This is a genomic window from Nocardia arthritidis NBRC 100137, from assembly GCF_001612765.1.
Lineage (GTDB): Bacteria > Actinomycetota > Actinomycetes > Mycobacteriales > Mycobacteriaceae > Nocardia > Nocardia arthritidis.
In genome coordinates, this window is record NZ_BDBB01000001.1 from 198,798 (window position 1) to 213,941 (window position 15,144).

General features: G+C 68.6%; 12 protein-coding genes. 4 read left to right on the plus strand and 8 right to left on the minus strand.

Annotated features, from left to right (window positions below; translation table 11 throughout):
• The first annotated feature begins 244 nt into the window (after positions 1–244).
• Positions 245–1,693 carry a sugar transferase gene (locus tag NA8_RS00885; RefSeq protein ID WP_245663612.1) on the plus strand — a complete coding sequence of 483 codons (1,449 nt, stop codon included), beginning with the start codon at positions 245–247 and terminating at the stop codon, positions 1,691–1,693.
• A 53-nt stretch (positions 1,694–1,746) separates the two neighbouring features.
• On the opposite strand, the gene NA8_RS00890 is transcribed toward NA8_RS00885, so the two are convergent.
• Together NA8_RS00890 and NA8_RS00895 are read right to left on the minus strand one after the other, a co-directional pair.
• A complete protein-coding gene (locus NA8_RS00890; protein WP_063048402.1) occupies positions 1,747–2,490 on the minus strand; it encodes a lysophospholipid acyltransferase family protein in 744 nt (247 codons plus the stop codon).
• 11 nt (positions 2,491–2,501) lie between these two features.
• Positions 2,502–3,248, minus strand: coding sequence for a lysophospholipid acyltransferase family protein (locus tag NA8_RS00895; protein WP_063048403.1), 747 nt, complete (start codon positions 3,246–3,248; stop codon positions 2,502–2,504).
• A 197-nt stretch (positions 3,249–3,445) separates the two neighbouring features.
• On the opposite strand from NA8_RS00895, the gene NA8_RS00900 reads away from it, so the two are divergent.
• Positions 3,446–4,291 (plus strand): hypothetical protein, encoded by an 846-nt coding sequence (locus NA8_RS00900; RefSeq protein WP_245663613.1) that lies wholly within the window; start codon positions 3,446–3,448, stop codon positions 4,289–4,291.
• Positions 4,292–4,333: 42 nt separating this feature from the next.
• Entirely contained in the window at positions 4,334–5,872 is a 1,539-nt protein-coding gene (locus NA8_RS00905; RefSeq protein ID WP_063048405.1) for a Rieske 2Fe-2S domain-containing protein, read from the plus strand.
• 55 nt (positions 5,873–5,927) lie between these two features.
• Here NA8_RS00905 and NA8_RS00910 read toward each other — a convergent pair whose 3' ends face one another.
• The 6 genes from NA8_RS00910 to serS form a co-directional block, all read right to left on the minus strand.
• On the minus strand, positions 5,928–6,269 hold the full coding sequence (locus NA8_RS00910; protein ID WP_063048406.1) for a BP74-related protein: 342 nt from the start codon (positions 6,267–6,269) through the stop codon (positions 5,928–5,930).
• A gap of 156 nt (positions 6,270–6,425) precedes the next feature.
• The gene (locus NA8_RS00915) at positions 6,426–7,451 is read right to left on the minus strand and encodes a TlpA family protein disulfide reductase (RefSeq protein WP_063048407.1); all 1,026 of its coding nucleotides are present in this window, start codon (positions 7,449–7,451) and stop codon (positions 6,426–6,428) included.
• A gap of 54 nt (positions 7,452–7,505) precedes the next feature.
• Positions 7,506–8,459 (minus strand): DMT family transporter, encoded by a 954-nt coding sequence (locus tag NA8_RS00920; protein WP_245663614.1) that lies wholly within the window; start codon positions 8,457–8,459, stop codon positions 7,506–7,508.
• A gap of 76 nt (positions 8,460–8,535) precedes the next feature.
• Positions 8,536–9,966: an MFS transporter gene (locus NA8_RS00925; protein WP_245663615.1), complete on the minus strand. Its 1,431-nt coding sequence runs from the start codon at positions 9,964–9,966 to the stop codon at positions 8,536–8,538.
• Between the two features lie 144 nt (positions 9,967–10,110).
• Complete coding sequence (locus NA8_RS00930; RefSeq protein ID WP_245663616.1) at positions 10,111–11,898, minus strand: putative bifunctional diguanylate cyclase/phosphodiesterase; 1,788 nt, start codon at positions 11,896–11,898, stop codon at positions 10,111–10,113.
• Between the two features lie 175 nt (positions 11,899–12,073).
• A complete protein-coding gene (serS, locus tag NA8_RS00935) occupies positions 12,074–13,336 on the minus strand; it encodes a serine--tRNA ligase (RefSeq protein WP_063048411.1) in 1,263 nt (420 codons plus the stop codon).
• Positions 13,337–13,428: 92 nt separating this feature from the next.
• Here serS and NA8_RS00940 point away from each other — a divergent pair, with 92 nt between their 5' ends.
• A complete protein-coding gene (locus NA8_RS00940) occupies positions 13,429–15,129 on the plus strand; it encodes an aldehyde dehydrogenase family protein (RefSeq protein ID WP_063048412.1) in 1,701 nt (566 codons plus the stop codon).
• The last annotated feature ends 15 nt before the right edge of the window (positions 15,130–15,144 follow it).

The window sequence follows — 15,144 nt, forward strand, 5'->3', positions numbered from 1 at the left end:
TTAACATCCCGATCACGCTGCATTGCGCATACCTCCTGACCGGCGAGAAATGTTGTGACACTTGCCGATCAAGTGCCGATGAAGCGTTCGGTAGAGGCGGTCGGGACGCTGCCGGGAAAGACGATCTCCGGATCGGGTAGCAATTCCACCTTGCCCCAGGAGGGGTGTTCTCTTGATGAAATCAAAGGCTGTCCCGGGATGGAATGGGACCGCCGAACCCCCACGATCCTTTGCGGCTGGGCCGGTGAACAATTCGAGCCGTAAGGCCTGGCGATCGGAGTACGTACGCCGTCTCGCCATCACCGATTTCGCCGCCGTTTCCATTGCCGTGGGGAGTGCGCAGCTGATCCGTTTCAACGGGGGCGGCGCTCCGCCGCTGGCTTGGGATCAGCCGTACCGGGTCGGTTACACAGTGGTCTCGGGCGTGCTCGCCATGAGCTGGTTCGCGATCCTCGGAAGCGCGGGTAGCCGCGCGCCGCAACTGGTCGGCAGCGGTGTCGAGGAATTCCGGCGGCTGATGTCGGCGACCATGCACCTGTTCGGCGTACTGGCACTCATGTCACTGGCACTCGAAATCAAGTTCGCCCGAGGCTATCTCGCGATCGCCTTTCCGGCCGGCGTCCTCGCGGTGGTCGGTGGACGACTGTGGTGGCGTCATCAGCTTGCCAGGGAACGCCGCCGGGGACGCCATCGTTCGGCCGTACTCGTGGTCGGCACTGCCGATGCGGCCGCGGCGATGACCGCGGCGTTCGCCGCAGACCCGGGCGCCGGTTACGACGTTGTGGGCGCCTGCGTGCCGGGTGGCCAATCGGGCGATGCGCCGCTGGCCTTCGCCGGCGGTACGGTCGCCGTAGTCGGTGACGACAACGCTGTGCTGCGGGCGGCCCTGCACACCCACGCCGACACCGTCGCCATCGGTCCCTCCCGGCATCTCGGCCCGGCCGAACTCCGCAGGCTCGCTTGGGAACTGGACGCGCTGGGCGTCGAGTTCATGCTGGCGCCAGGGGCGATCGACATCGCCATATCCCGGCTCACCAATCGGCAGGTCGCGGGGATGCCGATGATGCACATCGCCGAACCGCAGTACGAGCGGGCTCGGTCGGTCAGCAAAACGGCCTTCGACATCGGCTTCGCGACAGTGTGCCTGCTGCTGCTCCTGCCGGTGTTCCTGGCGATCGCGATCGCGGTGAAGGCCACCAGCCGCGGCCCGGTCTTCTACCTGTCGGAACGCATCGGCCGATACGGCCTGCCCTTCCGCATGATCAAGTTTCGCAGTATGTACGACGATGCCGACCGGTATGCCGAAGCGTTGATCGCACAGCAGGGCGGAAATCCGGTCTTCTTCAAGATGAAGGTCGACCCCCGGGTCACGCCGGTCGGGCGGTTCCTGCGCAAGTACAGTCTCGACGAACTGCCGCAGTTCCTCAACGTGCTGCGTGGCGATATGAGCGTTGTCGGGCCGCGACCGCAGGTGCGGCGGGAAGTCGACACCTACGACCACATGATGGGCCGACGCCTGCTCGTGAAGCCGGGGCTGACCGGCTTGTGGCAGGTCAGTGGCAGGTCGGACCTTCCGCTCGAGGACGCGGTGCGACTCGACCTGTCCTACGTGGAGAACGTGTCCATGCGGATGGACCTGCGGCTGATCGCGCGCACGGTCGGTGTCGTGGCGCGAGGCGGCGGAGCGTACTGATGACGCCGCGGGGCGGTGGTTGCGAAGTGCCGACCATCGCCCGCGAAGCGGAATCACCGCGCCTTCGCGCGCCGACGCCTCTCCATCTCCTCGCGTTCCAGCACAGCCGCCTGCGCGAGGGTCGGGGCGGTCCCGCCGAGCCGGGCGGGCACCCAGCGGGCGCCTTCCACCATCGGATAGTCGCGTTGAGCGCGTTCCAGCAATTCGCTCATCCGAGTGCGCAGGGTGGCGGTGAGTTTCTCGACCGGTTCGTCGGGTGGGATCGGCGCGCCGATACGGATGTTGACCGGGAAACGATGGCGGCCGAGCTGTTTCGGGATGTCCTTGGTCCAAATCCGGTGCGCGCCCCAGATGATCATGGGGACGATCGGGACATCGGCTTCCACAGCCATCCGCGCCGCGCCGGATTTGAATTCCTTCAGTTCGAAGCTGCGGCTGATCGTCGCCTCCGGATAGACCACCACCACCTCGCCCTGGCGCAGCGCCGTCACCGCGCGGGCATACGACTCGGCCCCGGCCGTGCGGTCGACGCCGATCGCCTTGCAATGCTTCATGAGGAAGCCGACGATGCCGTGCTCGAGCTCGGCCTTCATCATGTACCGGACGTTGCGCCCCGACTTCCGCCCGGCAAACCCGACCTCCATGAAATCGAGGTAGGCCGTGTGGTTTACGGCGAGCACCGCGCCTCCGGAACGCGGAAAGTGCTCTTGCCCTTCTATATCGATGCACAGACCCTGCGCGAGGAAGATGGCGCGGACCAAGCCGGTGAGAATGTCGTAAACCGGTTCCCGCGCCATCACAGCTCCCGTTACCCTGCCGCGTCCTTGCGCGCGGCCTTGGCCTCGGCTTCGGCAGCATCCATCGCGTCCGCCTCTTCCAGGGTAGGAGCGCTGCCGCCCAGCCGCGCGGGAACCCAGTACGCGCCGGGCTCGTGCACGTAGTCCTTTTGCAGGTCCAGCAGCATATCCTGCATGGTCGAGCGCAGCTCGGCGGTAAGTTCGGCGACGGGCTCGAACGGCTGTATCGGTTCGCCCACGGCGATCGAGATGGGGGTGTTGGTGCGGCCGAGCCGCTTCGGGAAACCCTTCGTCCAGACCCGCTGTGCGCCCCAGATGACGATCGGGATGATCGGCACCTCCGCCTCGACGGCCATGCGCGCCGCGCCGGACTTGAATTCCTTGATCTCGAAACTGCGGCTGATCGTCGCCTCTGGGTACACGCCGACCAGTTCACCCCGGCGCAGATATTCCACGGCGGCCTTGTAAGAGTCCGCGCCTGCCGAGCGGTCCACCGGGATGTGCTTGAGCGCGCGCATGATCGGGCCGGAGATCTTGTTGTCGAAGACCTCCTTCTTGGCCATGAACCGGATGTAGCGCTTCGGGGTGCGCACCGGCAGGCCCGCGTAGGTGAAGTCCATGTAGCCGGTGTGGTTCACCGCCAGCACGGCGCCACCGCGGGCGGGGATGTGTTCAGCGCCCTTGACGGTGAACTTCAGACCTTCGACGAAGAAGACGGTACGGGCCAGCCCGATGATCGTCCGGTAGACGGGTTCCACAAGTCCGCTAGCGTAGTCGCTGCTCGTCCCCACCGGCAGTGCGCGCCATCACGCGCCGCGCCGGAGCGAGGACACACGAGCAGCCCCGACCACACGCCTGAGAGAAGAGGATCGCCGAAGTGGAACGCGCCCGATCGGCACCGCGCGAGGACGACCGCAGTGCAGCACGCGAGCGGAATCGGGCCTCGGTTGGGCGAGTGACCCGCGCCGCGCTGGTCGGCGGCTCGGCTCTGATCGCAGCGATCGCGTTGTCCGGTTGCGACTCGGTCGTCGGGATTCCGGAGGAGAGTCCGCCGCAGGCGGCGGTGCGCACAACGCCACCGGCCGCCGTTCCGACCACGCCACCGCCCAGCACCTCCGCACTGCCTCCGGTTCCCGCCGACGCTCCGCCGGTCGGCGCGGTCGCCGGGCTGCCCGCCGCCGCGACCGCGATGCAGCGCTGGGCCGCCGACCTGCGCTCGCACACCATCGCCGAGATGCAGGACAAGTGCTGGACCATCGCGCCGAAGAACGTGGCCGACATGTACGCCGACCAGCAGGCCGTCTTCACCGCCTTGGCTCAGCCGGGCACGACGACCGAGGACGCCGTCGTCTGGAAGAGCTCGGCCACCACGGTCGCCGTGCCACGCGCCGAACTCGACAGCGGCTACGCCTGCCCACGCGTCGCCACCGACGGCACGGAGGTCGCCTACAACGACGCCGACGCCCGCCACACCGTGCGGCGGTACCTGTCCCGGTTCGTCGGTACACCGCTCGACCCCGCCGACATGGAGGGCGACTACCCTCTGATCTGTAAGGCGTCCCCGGCGACCTGGGACCCCAAAGGCACCGGGCGTCCGAGCCCTGCGCCGCTGGCGAACAACCAGGGCGCGCTCACCGGGGCCACCGAGTTCGCCGACCAGCAGATCCGGTCGGAGCAGGTGAACACCGACTACATCGCGGTGCTAGTGCCGGTGACCAACTCCTCCGGTGTGACGCAGACCCGCACCTTCACCTTGCGCTCCGGGCCGGACGGCTACTGCATCGGCGACATCTCGCCGTAACTACTACCCTGGTTGGCTGGTAAACAGCAGGAGGAGCAGCTAGTGCAGATCACCAGCGTCGGACACGCCGGATTCCACATCCGCACCGCGGCCGGGTCGATCCTTTGCGATCCCTGGGTGAACCCCGCGTACTTCGGTTCCTGGTTCCCGTTCCCCGACAACACCGCGCTGAACTGGGACGAGCTGGGCGCGTGCGACTTCCTGTACGTCTCGCACCTGCACCGCGACCACTTCGACGCTCGGACGCTGACCGAGCACGTCAACAAGGACGCCACCGTCCTACTGCCGGACTATCCCGTACCGGACCTGCGGCGCGAGCTGGAACAACTGGGCTTCCACAAGTTCTTCGAGACCGAGGACTCGGTCAAGCACACGGTGACCGGGCCCGGCGGCGAACTGGAGATCATGATCATCGCGCTGCGCGCGCCCGCCGACGGCCCGATCGGCGACTCCGGGCTGGTCGTCTCCGACGGCGAGACCACCTGCTTCAACATGAACGATGCCCGGCCGGTCGACATGGACGTGCTGCACGACGCGTTCGGCCACGTCGACATCCACCTGCTGCAGTACTCGGGCGCGATCTGGTACCCGATGGTCTACGACATCCCGGCCCGCACCAAGTCGAACTTCGGCAAACAGAAGCGTCAGCGCGGCATGGACCGCGCGCGCAGCTACATCGAGCAGGTCGGCGCGACCTGGGTGGTGCCGTCGGCGGGTCCGCCGGTGTTCCTCGACGACGAGTTGCGCTACCTCAACGACGATCGCGGTGACGAGGGCAACATCTTCCCCGACCAGAAGGTGTTCCTGGAGCAGATGGAGATCCACGGCAACGCCGGCGGCATCCTGATGATCCCCGGTTCGGTCGCCGACGTGCGCGGCGCCGAGCTGACGTTGACCCATCCCAGCGACCCCGCCGAGATCTACGACAACAAGGCCGAGTACATCGAGCGGATGGCCCAGCGCCTGGCGCCGGTGCTGGAGGCCGAGAAGGCGACCTGGGAACGCGGCGACGGCTCCCTGCTGGAACCGCTGCGCAAGCTGTTCGAGCCGATCATGGCGCAGAGCGACGTGATCTGCGACGGCATCGGCTACCCGGTCGGCCTGGTGATCGGCGAGGAAACCATCGTGCTGGACTTCCCCAAGCGCACGGTGCGCGAGCCGATCGAAGGCGAGGGCCGCTACCGCTACGGCTTCCGCATCGCGCCGGAACTGGTGCGCACGGTGCTGCGCGACCGGGAGCCCGACTGGGTGAACACCATCTTCCTGTCCACCCGCTTCCATGCCTGGCGAATCGGCGGGTACAACGAGTTCCTCTACACGTTCTTCAAATGCCTCACCGACGAGCGGATCGCCTACGCCGACGGCTGGTTCGCCGAGGCGCACGACGATTCCGCCTCCACCGAGCTCAGCGGGTGGGAGGTGCAGCGCCGCTGCCCGCACCTGAAGGCGGACCTGTCGAAGTTCGGTGTGGTGGAAGGCAACACGCTCACCTGCAACTTGCACGGCTGGCAGTGGGACCTGGAGTCGGGACGGTGCAAGACGTCCAAGGGACACGAACTGCGCTCGCGCAAGCTGGATTGACCCTGACTTCCGGCCGACGCGTCCACGTCGGCCGGAAGCAGTTGCCAGCCGATTGCTATCGGTCGGCGACCTCACGGGTCAGCTTCGACGACCACGGGCACCACATACAGCCGGGCAGGAAGGCGCCGCAAGCCTCGTCCAGGTGGTCGTTGACGTACATGATGCTGGCGTCGCAGACCTCGATCGCCATGGTGAAGAAGGTGATGGTGTCGGGGTCCAGGTGGAAGTCCCAGCCCGGGTTGTAGGGTGCGGGAATCTTCCGGATCCGTCCCATGACGTGCACAGACATCTGCTCGTCACCCGACAGGATGCGGCGGGCCTCAGCGATCCGCTGTTCGTTGGTCAGCTGGATGACGAACTCTTTGCCGGAGTAGTCGGTGAATGCGAAGAGCGCCATGTCTTTCCCCTCTTGTCGATGGGTCCTGTGGTCGATGGATGGCGAATTCCGCACCGGTGCGACTCGATCCTATCGGCGCGCCGAGCAATTTGCTGAGAATTAGCTATCTAGCGAGGAGTCGGACGAGGGTCGGTCTCGAGGGCGAAAAGGAGGTAACTAACGCGCGGCCCCGGCCGGCACCCTGTCGCGCGCGGGCTGGCGCGGCTGTTTCCGCACCGTGGTGATCAACTCGCGAATGGCGATCCCCCCTCTGGCCACCGGCGCGGCGACACGCCCCTCGGCGTCGATCAGCACCGCGGACGGGGTACCGCGCACCCGGTAACGCAAGGCGGCCTCGTTGCCCTGCTGCACGAGCGAGGGAATGTCACCCAACCCGTGCTCGAGGCCCCAAGCGGCTTGCTCGGCGGCGTCTCCGTTGCCGACCGCCACGATGGCCAGAGTGTCAGCTGTCCGTGCGCGCCAGCGGGGCAACTCGCGGGCCAGCGCCGCGCACAGCTCGCAGCCCGGGTGCACGAAGACCAGCAGTACCGACCTCGCCCCCGTCAGCAGATCCTCGAGCGTGGTCTTCCTTCCCTGAGGGCCGAACAGTTCGAACTCCGGCGCCACCGCGCCGACCGGTAAGCCCTCCGCGCCCAGGGTGGACAGTGCCTGCTCGTCCACCCGGCGACGCAGGACACGCACTTGGCCCGCCAACCACACCAGCACCGCTACCACCGCGGCGGCCACAGCGCAACCGATCGCGTTGTCGGCGGGCAGACCCATCGGCAGGCGCGGACGTGCGAGCGCGCCGATACCAACCAGCACGGCGAGCACGGCGAAAAGACCATTGCGCACCAGAATCTTCGGCCCGATCGGCGCGGCGCTCGCAGCGCCGAAGCAGGAACAGGACGGATGCTCGCCACGCCGCAGCAAGCGCACGATCACCGCCGTGAACACGGCGAGCAACAGCAGCGTCGCCAGCGCCGCCACGCCGGAAACCCACGGAAGCAGCACACCCACCGCGATGATGGCCTCGGCGATCGACAGCGCCCAGGCCACTGCGGGCACCCAGCGCAGCGGCACCCCGAAATCCCCCACCGCCTGCCGCGTCGCGCCCCGATCCGCCAGCTTGCCCCACGCCGACAACCCGAACACGACACACAGCCCGAGCCGCGAAACCCACACCCCGTATTCGATCAGCATGAGCGCACCATCCCACACTGATGCGCTTCGAGCATGAATGCGCGGCGAGTGTCCTCAGGACTGCGACCGAGTGGCGACGGCGACCGCGACCAGAGTCAGCGCACAACCGACGATCGCGGTGGCGGACAGGCCCGCGCTGGTCGGGGTGAGCACATCGAGGATCACCGAGACCAGCAACTGGCCGGCGACGGAGGTGAGCCCGAGCAGGAGGACGCCGATCCAGCGAACGGTCAGCGCGGCGAGGGCGATGAAGGCGACGCCGATGAAACCGCCCAGATACAGCCAAGGCTCGGTCGGGAATGCGGCCGGGCCGCCGGAGGACGCGACGACCACACCCTCGATCACGAGCAGCGCGGCCAGACCGGCGCAGAAGTTCACCATGGCCGCCGAGAACGACCCGCCGACGGCGCCCACCTTGCCGTTCACCGCCTGCTGCCAGGCCAGCCCGATGCCCGCCAGCGCGGGTAGCACGATCAGCAATGCGGTCGGCGTGCCACGCAGCGCGTCGGGCATCGAGAGCCCGCCGGTGACGCGAGTGTGCCCGAATCCGGCGACGAGCACCGCGACCACGCCGATCGCCGCCCCCACCAGACGCACCGTGGTGACCGGCGTGCGTCCGCTCGGACCGAGCCCGAGCCGGTCGACCACCAGACTGCTGAGCAACTGGCCCGCGACGGCCGCGACGGTGAACGCGGTGACGCCGATCGCCGCGACGGTCAGCCCCTGGCACGCGACGAAGAACGCACCGCACAGACCGCCGAGCAGTTGCCAAGGCCGCAGCGCGCCTTCCGCCAAAGCCCGCCGCACCCGCCGCCCACCCTCCCGCAACCGCCCACTGAACGCGAAAGCCACCACGAGCATCGCGAATCCCGCCCCGAAACTGATCACCGCCGCGGCGACCCCGTCCTCCAGCCGCGCCCCCAACGCCCCATTGATCCTCGCCTGCACCGCCACCCCCGCACCGATCCCGAACCCGAAAACCAGCCCCACCCTCGCCTCCGCACTCACCTTCCGCACGCTACCCAACCGCGAGTGGCACATGATCGCGGCGTTTCCCGAGAAGCTCTCGGTGGTGCGCCGCTCGTCAGTTGGCGCGGGGCGGGAGCCAGCGGGGGGCGAGGGTGGAGAGGGCGAGGATGGAGGCTCCGAGGAGGGCTAGGAGAGTGGCCATCGAGGACCAGAGGGTGATCAGGGCGGCGAAGCCGAAGACCGCCAGGGCGATCACCTCGCCCAGGAGGCCGGAGACGGAGGTGACCGTCGCCCGGGCCGGACCCTCGATGGCGTCCTGGAGGCGGGCGCCCGCGACGATGCCCGCGTTGTAGACGATGCCGTAGGAGACGCCGATCGAAGCGAAACCGAGGCCCGTCAACAGGTAGATCGCGTTCGGACGACCGGTCGCGAGACCGGCGATCAGCGCGCCGCCGAGGAAGAGCACGCCCGCGACGCCCACCGCGATCGACATCGTGCGACCCGACATTCCCTCGGTGCGCCCGGCCAGCACGGAACCGGTCAGCGAACCGAGCACGGTGAGACCGACCAGCAATGGCACCACGGCGGTCGAGACGCCCGATTCCTCCGCCAGCAGGGCGAAATACTCGTCGAACGCCGTGATCCCGAACAGCAGCGCTTCCAGCAGCACCCCGTAGCGCACCACCCGAACGCGGACCGCCTCGCCCACACCGGCCTTCAGCATGGTGAGGTATCGCGGGAACGGGCGGGACTGCGCCGCATCGTCTTTCTGCCCGGTCTGCTCGAGCGTGGCCGGAAAACCCTCTGTTGCGGCAGGCGCAGGTTCTCGACCGCCGGACACCGAGACGCGACCACGTCCATCCACGCCGGGCACGCGACCGAGTTGGGCGGCGTCGCCCGCGAAGCCGGGGAGGGACGCGACGTTCCCGACTGCCGGGTCTCCGGCCGGCGAGGCGTCGCGCGCCGCGGACGTCGGCTCTTCCTCTTCCAGGTCGTCGATGTCCGCCGCCGACACCGCCTTCGGCGCGGTGGGCAGCGACAGCGCGATCAGCGTGTGCACGGCCGCCACGGCGACACTGGACCAGCCGACCAGGGCGTAGCCGCCGTAGAGATACAGGGGTGTCGCGGCGACGATAGCGATGACGACGGCCGCTTCCGCGCCCGCGCGGGTGTAGCCGAGGAGACGCGGGTAAGCCGACGACTCACCCCGGGCGGCCAGATCGTCGTACAGCAGCGCCTCGAAGGTGCCGGAAGCCAGCGCCCCTGAGGTTCCCCACAGCACGAATCCGGCGGCGAAACCCGCGAAGGAGGGCGCCGCCGTCCACAGCGCGAAGCCCGCCGTCAGTAACGCACCGCTGAGCACGAGCAGTCCGCGCCGGGAGACCGTATCGGCCCACGCACCGGAGGGCACCTCGAGCAGGAACGAAGTCGCCGACCAGATGGCGAACAGCAAGGAGATCTGCCCCGTGCTCATGCCGTGGTCGGCGAACAGCAGGGCGTACAGCGCGTACAGCGGAATCAGTTCACCGATGCTCTTGAAGAGCACCGCCCGAACCGTCAGCGAGCGCAGGCCGAAGGTATGTGCGCTACCCGCCCGCGGCGGGCGCAGCGATTCGGCGAATCAATAGGCGTAGACGAGCAATCGCATGTCGACCAGCATGCTCGAGGTCGGCCCGTACGGTCAAGCGATTTACGGCAGCGGCACCCAGCCGTTGGCCGGCACCGAGTCCCCATCGCCCAGTTCCCGGTCGGTGACGCCGGGACCGATCCGGCCTTTGTTCTCGTTGAGGTCGCTGATCAACTCCGATACCGGGTGCGAATCGCTGTAGTGATAGCCCTGCGCGAGCGCGAAGCCCAGTTCGGTGAGTACGGCGGCTTGGTATTCGGTCTCCACGCCCTCGGCGATGACCTGTAGGTCCAGCGCATTGGACAGGGCGGCGATCACACCGAGCAAAGGCGGGGCGGGCGAATCGGAGCGGATCGCGGCGACGAAGGACTGATCGACTTTGAGGATGTCGCTGGGCAGGGTGGCCAGCCTGCTGAGCGAGGAGTAACCGGTACCGAAGTCGTCGATGGCGATGCGCACGCCCCGGTCGCGCAGCAGGTGCAGGTTCTCGATCGCGGTCTGCGATTCGGCGGCCAGCTCACTCTCGGTCACCTCGAGCACCAGCTGATCGGCGTGCCATCCCGTGGCGGCGAGGATGCCCGCCACCCGGTCGGCGTAACCGGTCTCGGCCAGCTCCAGCCCGCTGACGTTCACGTTCAGCGTGAGATCCAGCTGGGCGAAGGTTTCCTGCAACCGCGCGGCGTCCGCGCAGGCCCGGCGCAGCACCAGTTCGTCCAGGTCGGAGATGAGGTCGTACTCCTCGGCGACGCGGATCAGGCCCTCGGTGGTGACGTCCGGCTGCGCGCTGGACGACCAGCGCAGCAGTGCCTCCACGCCGACCGCCTTGCCGCCGCCTTCGGTCAAGCTGACGATCGGCTGGTAGTGCACGTCGAGAGCGCCCTGGTCGATCGCCTCGCGCAACTCCACCGCCAGCGGCAACTGCCGGGAGGACTCCAGCACCGTCCGGTTGCGCCCGGCCTGCTTGGCCCGGTACAGGCCGACGTCGGCGCGGCTGACCAGCAGCGAACCGGATTCGCCCGGCTGCCAAGAGGTCACACCGGCCGAACAGCCGGTGGTCACCGCCGCCCGCAGCTGTTCGGTGAGCAGGATCGCGGCCTGCTCGGTGGTGTTCGGCAGCAGCAAGGCGAACGCGTCACCGCCGTAGCGCGCCAGGCGCTGGTCGGGGGTCAGCAGCTTCGACCAGGTGTCGGCCACCCGCTGCAGGACGGCGTCACCGGCGCGGTGGCCGAGATGATCGTTGATCTTCTGGAAGCGATCCAGGTCGACCAGCACCAGTGCGAGCCCGTGCCCGGACCTGGTGGCCTGCTGGATCGCGGTGTTCAGCGCCCGGTCGAAGCCGCGCCGGTTGAGCAGGCCGGTGAGCACGTCGATGTCGGCCTCGGACGCCATCCTGGTCAGGATCCCGACCACGACACCGACGCCGAAGGTCACACCGGCCGGGATCAGGCCCGACCACCAGGGCAGCCCGGGACTCACCGGCCGCGCGGGCAGCACCCACAGGCACAGCGCCAACGCGAACGCGATATGGGCGGCGGCCTGCGACCAGGCGAAGAACAAGGCGGCGTCGCAGGCGATGAATACGTAGAACGCCGCGAGGCTGATCGCGCCCACCGTGTTCGGGAAGGAGTGCACCGCGATCGTCACCAGCACCGTCGCGATCGCGACGTACACGTGGTGGATCGAATGCGGCAGCCGCGGCCCCCACGCGAGCAGCGTGAGACCGAGCACCAGCGCTACCGCTGCTGCCCCGCCGACCAGCGGCCGACTACCCTCCTCACCAGGGGCGATGGCGGTGATCAACAGACCGAGCACCCCGCCCATGACGTAGAACGCCCCGGTGGTCCGAGCCATGACCATTGCCGTCGCCAGCGCAGACGCGGCCCGCACCCGGGTTCGGGTATCGCCGCGAGACCCGATTCCTCGCACGAGGAACAGCCTATCCACAAGGAATCCCGCCGGTTGCCACATCCCGGGAATCCGGCATGGCGAACCAGTAGCTATTCACCTGTACGTCATTCGCGCGTCGTCAGTTCACCGGTCGGAGCACCTCGGTCCCGACGAACGGGACCAGGGCGGACGGTACCCGGACCGACCCGTCGGCTTGCTGATGATTCTCCAGGAGAGCCACGATCCAGCGGGTGGTCGCGAGGGTGCCGTTCAAGGTAGCGGCGATCTGCGGCTTGCCGTTCTCGTCGCGATAGCGCACCGAGAGCCTGCGTGCCTGGTAGGTGGTGCAGTTGGACGTCGAGGTGAGCTCGCGGTAGGTCTGCTGCGTGGGCACCCACGCCTCACAGTCGAACTTGCGCGCCGCGGAGCTGCCGAGATCGCCGGCCGCGACATCGATCACCCGGTAGGGCACCTCGATCGCCGCGAGCATCTCCTGTTCCCAGGCGAGCAGGCGCTGGTGTTCGGCGTCGGCCTGATCGGGCGTGGTGAAGACGAACATCTCCACCTTGTCGAACTGGTGCACCCGGATGATGCCGCGGGTGTCCTTGCCGTAGCTGCCCGCCTCCCGGCGGAAACACGACGACCAGCCCGCATACCGCTTGGGCCCACCGCTCAGGTCGAGGATCTCGTCCGAGTGGTAGCCCGCCAGCGGCACCTCCGAGGTGCCGACCAGGTAGAGGTCGTCGTCGGCGAGGTGGTAGACCTCCGCCGAATGCTGCCCGAGGAATCCCGTGCCCGCCATGACCTCCGGGCGCACCAGCACCGGCGGAATCATCATGGTGAAGCCGTTGGCCACGGCCTGCTGCGCGGCCAGTTGCAGCAGTCCGAGCTGCAGCAGCGCGCCGTAGCCGGTCAGGAAGTAGAACCGGGCGCCGGAGACCTTCGCGCCGCGCTCCATGTCGATCAGGCCGAGCGACTCGCCGAGTTCCAGGTGGTCCTTCGGCTCGAAGTCGAATTCGGGGGGCGTGCCGATGGTTCGCAGCACGACGTAATCGTCCTCGCCGCCCGCGGGCGCGCCCTGCTGCACCACGTTGGAGATCGCGCGATGCGCGGCGTCCAGATCCGCGTCGGCGGCGTGCTGTGCGGCCTCGGCCTCCTTGACCTTGATCGACATCTCCGACGCCTGCGCGAGCAGCGCGGAACGCTCTTCCTTGCTCGCCTTGCCGATCAGCTTGCCCATCGCCTTGTGCTCGGCGCGCAGATTGTCCGCGGTGGCCACCGCGGCACGCCGCGCCGCGTCCGCCTCGAGCAGCGCGTCGACGAGAGCGGGATCTTCGCCGCGGGCGCGCTGCGAGGCGCGGACCGCATCGGGGTCGTCCCGCAGGAATCGGAGGTCGATCATGGGCCACCAGCCTAGTGGTCGCAGTGCCGACCTTTCACGCCGATATCCCAGGATGCGGTACATCCGCGCGAGATCACGCGCATAGTGGGCTTGTGGGCACTCCGTTCGACGAGACAGCCATCGACAACGCGCTGGCCGACCTCATCGCCGGCGAGAAAGCGTGGGCCGCGACCTCGCTGCGCCGCCGGCGCGAGCTGCTCGACGAGATCCACGCCCGGACCGCCCGCTTCGCGGAGGACTGGGTGCGGGCCGCGTGTGTCGTCAAGGACCTCGCCCCGGATTCCCCGCTGGTCGGCGAGGAATGGATGTCCGGCCCGCTCACCCTGCTACAAGCCACGGCCGCGCTGTCGGCGACCCTCGCCGCGCTGGAGGCCGGGCGCACCCCGCTGACCGGCATCACGCTGCGGGAGGCGCCGGGCGGACGGGTCGCGGTGCCGGTGTTCCCGCTCGGGGTCTACGACCGGCTGCTGCTCAACGGTTTTCACGGGGAGGTGTGGCTGCGACCCGGCGTCGACGCGGGCGCCGCGCGCAGGCGAGCCGGACTCGGTCAGCTGGATCCCACCGCGACCGGCGGAATCGGCGCCGTGCTCGGCGCGGGCAACATCACCTCGATCCCGCCGCTGGACGCGCTGTACGAGCTGTACGCGCACAACCGGGTGGTCGCCCTGAAGCTCAACCCGATCACCGACCCGCTGTTCACGGTGTTCGAGATGGTCTTCGAACCGCTGCTGGAACTCGGTGTGCTGCGAATTCTCACCGGCGGCGCACAGCAGGGTGGCTACCTGGTCGGTCATCCCGATGTCGCACACGTGCACATGACCGGCAGCGCGCAGACCCACGACGCCATCGTGTGGGGCCCCGGCGCGGAGGGCGCGAAGCGGAAGAAGGACAACCGGCCACTGCTGGACAAGCCGATCACCAGCGAGCTGGGCGGGGTCTCGCCGACCATCGTGGTGCCCGGCGACTGGTCCGACGCCGATCTGCGCTACCAGGCCGAGCACGTGGCGACACAGCGGCTGCACAACGGCGGCTACAACTGCGTGGCCGCGCAGGCGGTGGTGATCGGTGCCGAGTGGGACCGCAAGGACCGGTTCCTCGCCGAGCTGCGCCTGGCCATGGAGCGGGCGCCACAGCGCACGGCCTACTACCCGGGCAGCGACGCGCGTGTCGCCGACGCGCTGGCCTCGTACCCGGAGGCCGAGCGTCTCGGCGGGCAACGGGTGCTGGTCGACGGATTGCCGCCCACCGGCACACCGCTGTTGCGCACGGAGTACTTCTCCCCCGTGCTCGGCGTGGTCGAGTTGCCCTTCGCGGGCGGCGAGTTCCTGCAACGCGCGGTCGACTTCGCCAATGCCGAGCTCACCGGGACGCTCGGCGCGAACGTGATCGCCCATCCGACGACCATCCGGAGGCTCGGCGTCGCCTTCGACCGCGCGATCGAACGTCTGCGCTACGGCGCGATCGCCGTGAACACCTGGACCGGGCTGGCCTTCCTCGCGCCGCGGGCCGCCTGGGGAGCCTTCCCCGGACACACCCTCGACGACGTGCAGAGCGGGATCGGCGTGGTGCACAACGCGCTGCTGCTCGACGACGTCGAGCGCACGGTGGTGCGCGGCCCGTTCCGGCCCGCGCCGCGCTCGTTGCTCGGCGGCGAACTCTCCCTCTCCCCGAAGCCGCCGTGGTTCGTCGACAACGCCACCGCCGCGGCCACCGGGCGCAGGCTCACCGAGTTCTACGCCGACGCCAACCCCGCCCGGCTGCCCGGCGTCTTCCTGTCGGCTCTGCGCGGCTGACGCCCGTGACTCGTG

Bases quoted from the DNA above. Each gene is read 5' to 3' on its own strand.
- NA8_RS00890 (WP_063048402.1), bottom strand. From the start codon at position 2,490: ATGGCGCGGGAACCGGTTTACGACATTCTCACCGGCTTGGTCCGCGCC.
- NA8_RS00910 (WP_063048406.1), bottom strand. From the start codon at position 6,269: ATGGCGCTCTTCGCATTCACCGACTACTCCGGCAAAGAGTTCGTCATC.
- NA8_RS00915 (WP_063048407.1), bottom strand. From the start codon at position 7,451: ATGCTGATCGAATACGGGGTGTGGGTTTCGCGGCTCGGGCTGTGTGTC.
- NA8_RS00930 (WP_245663616.1), bottom strand. From the start codon at position 11,898: ATGGCTCGGACCACCGGGGCGTTCTACGTCATGGGCGGGGTGCTCGGT.
- serS (WP_063048411.1), bottom strand. From the start codon at position 13,336: ATGATCGACCTCCGATTCCTGCGGGACGACCCCGATGCGGTCCGCGCC.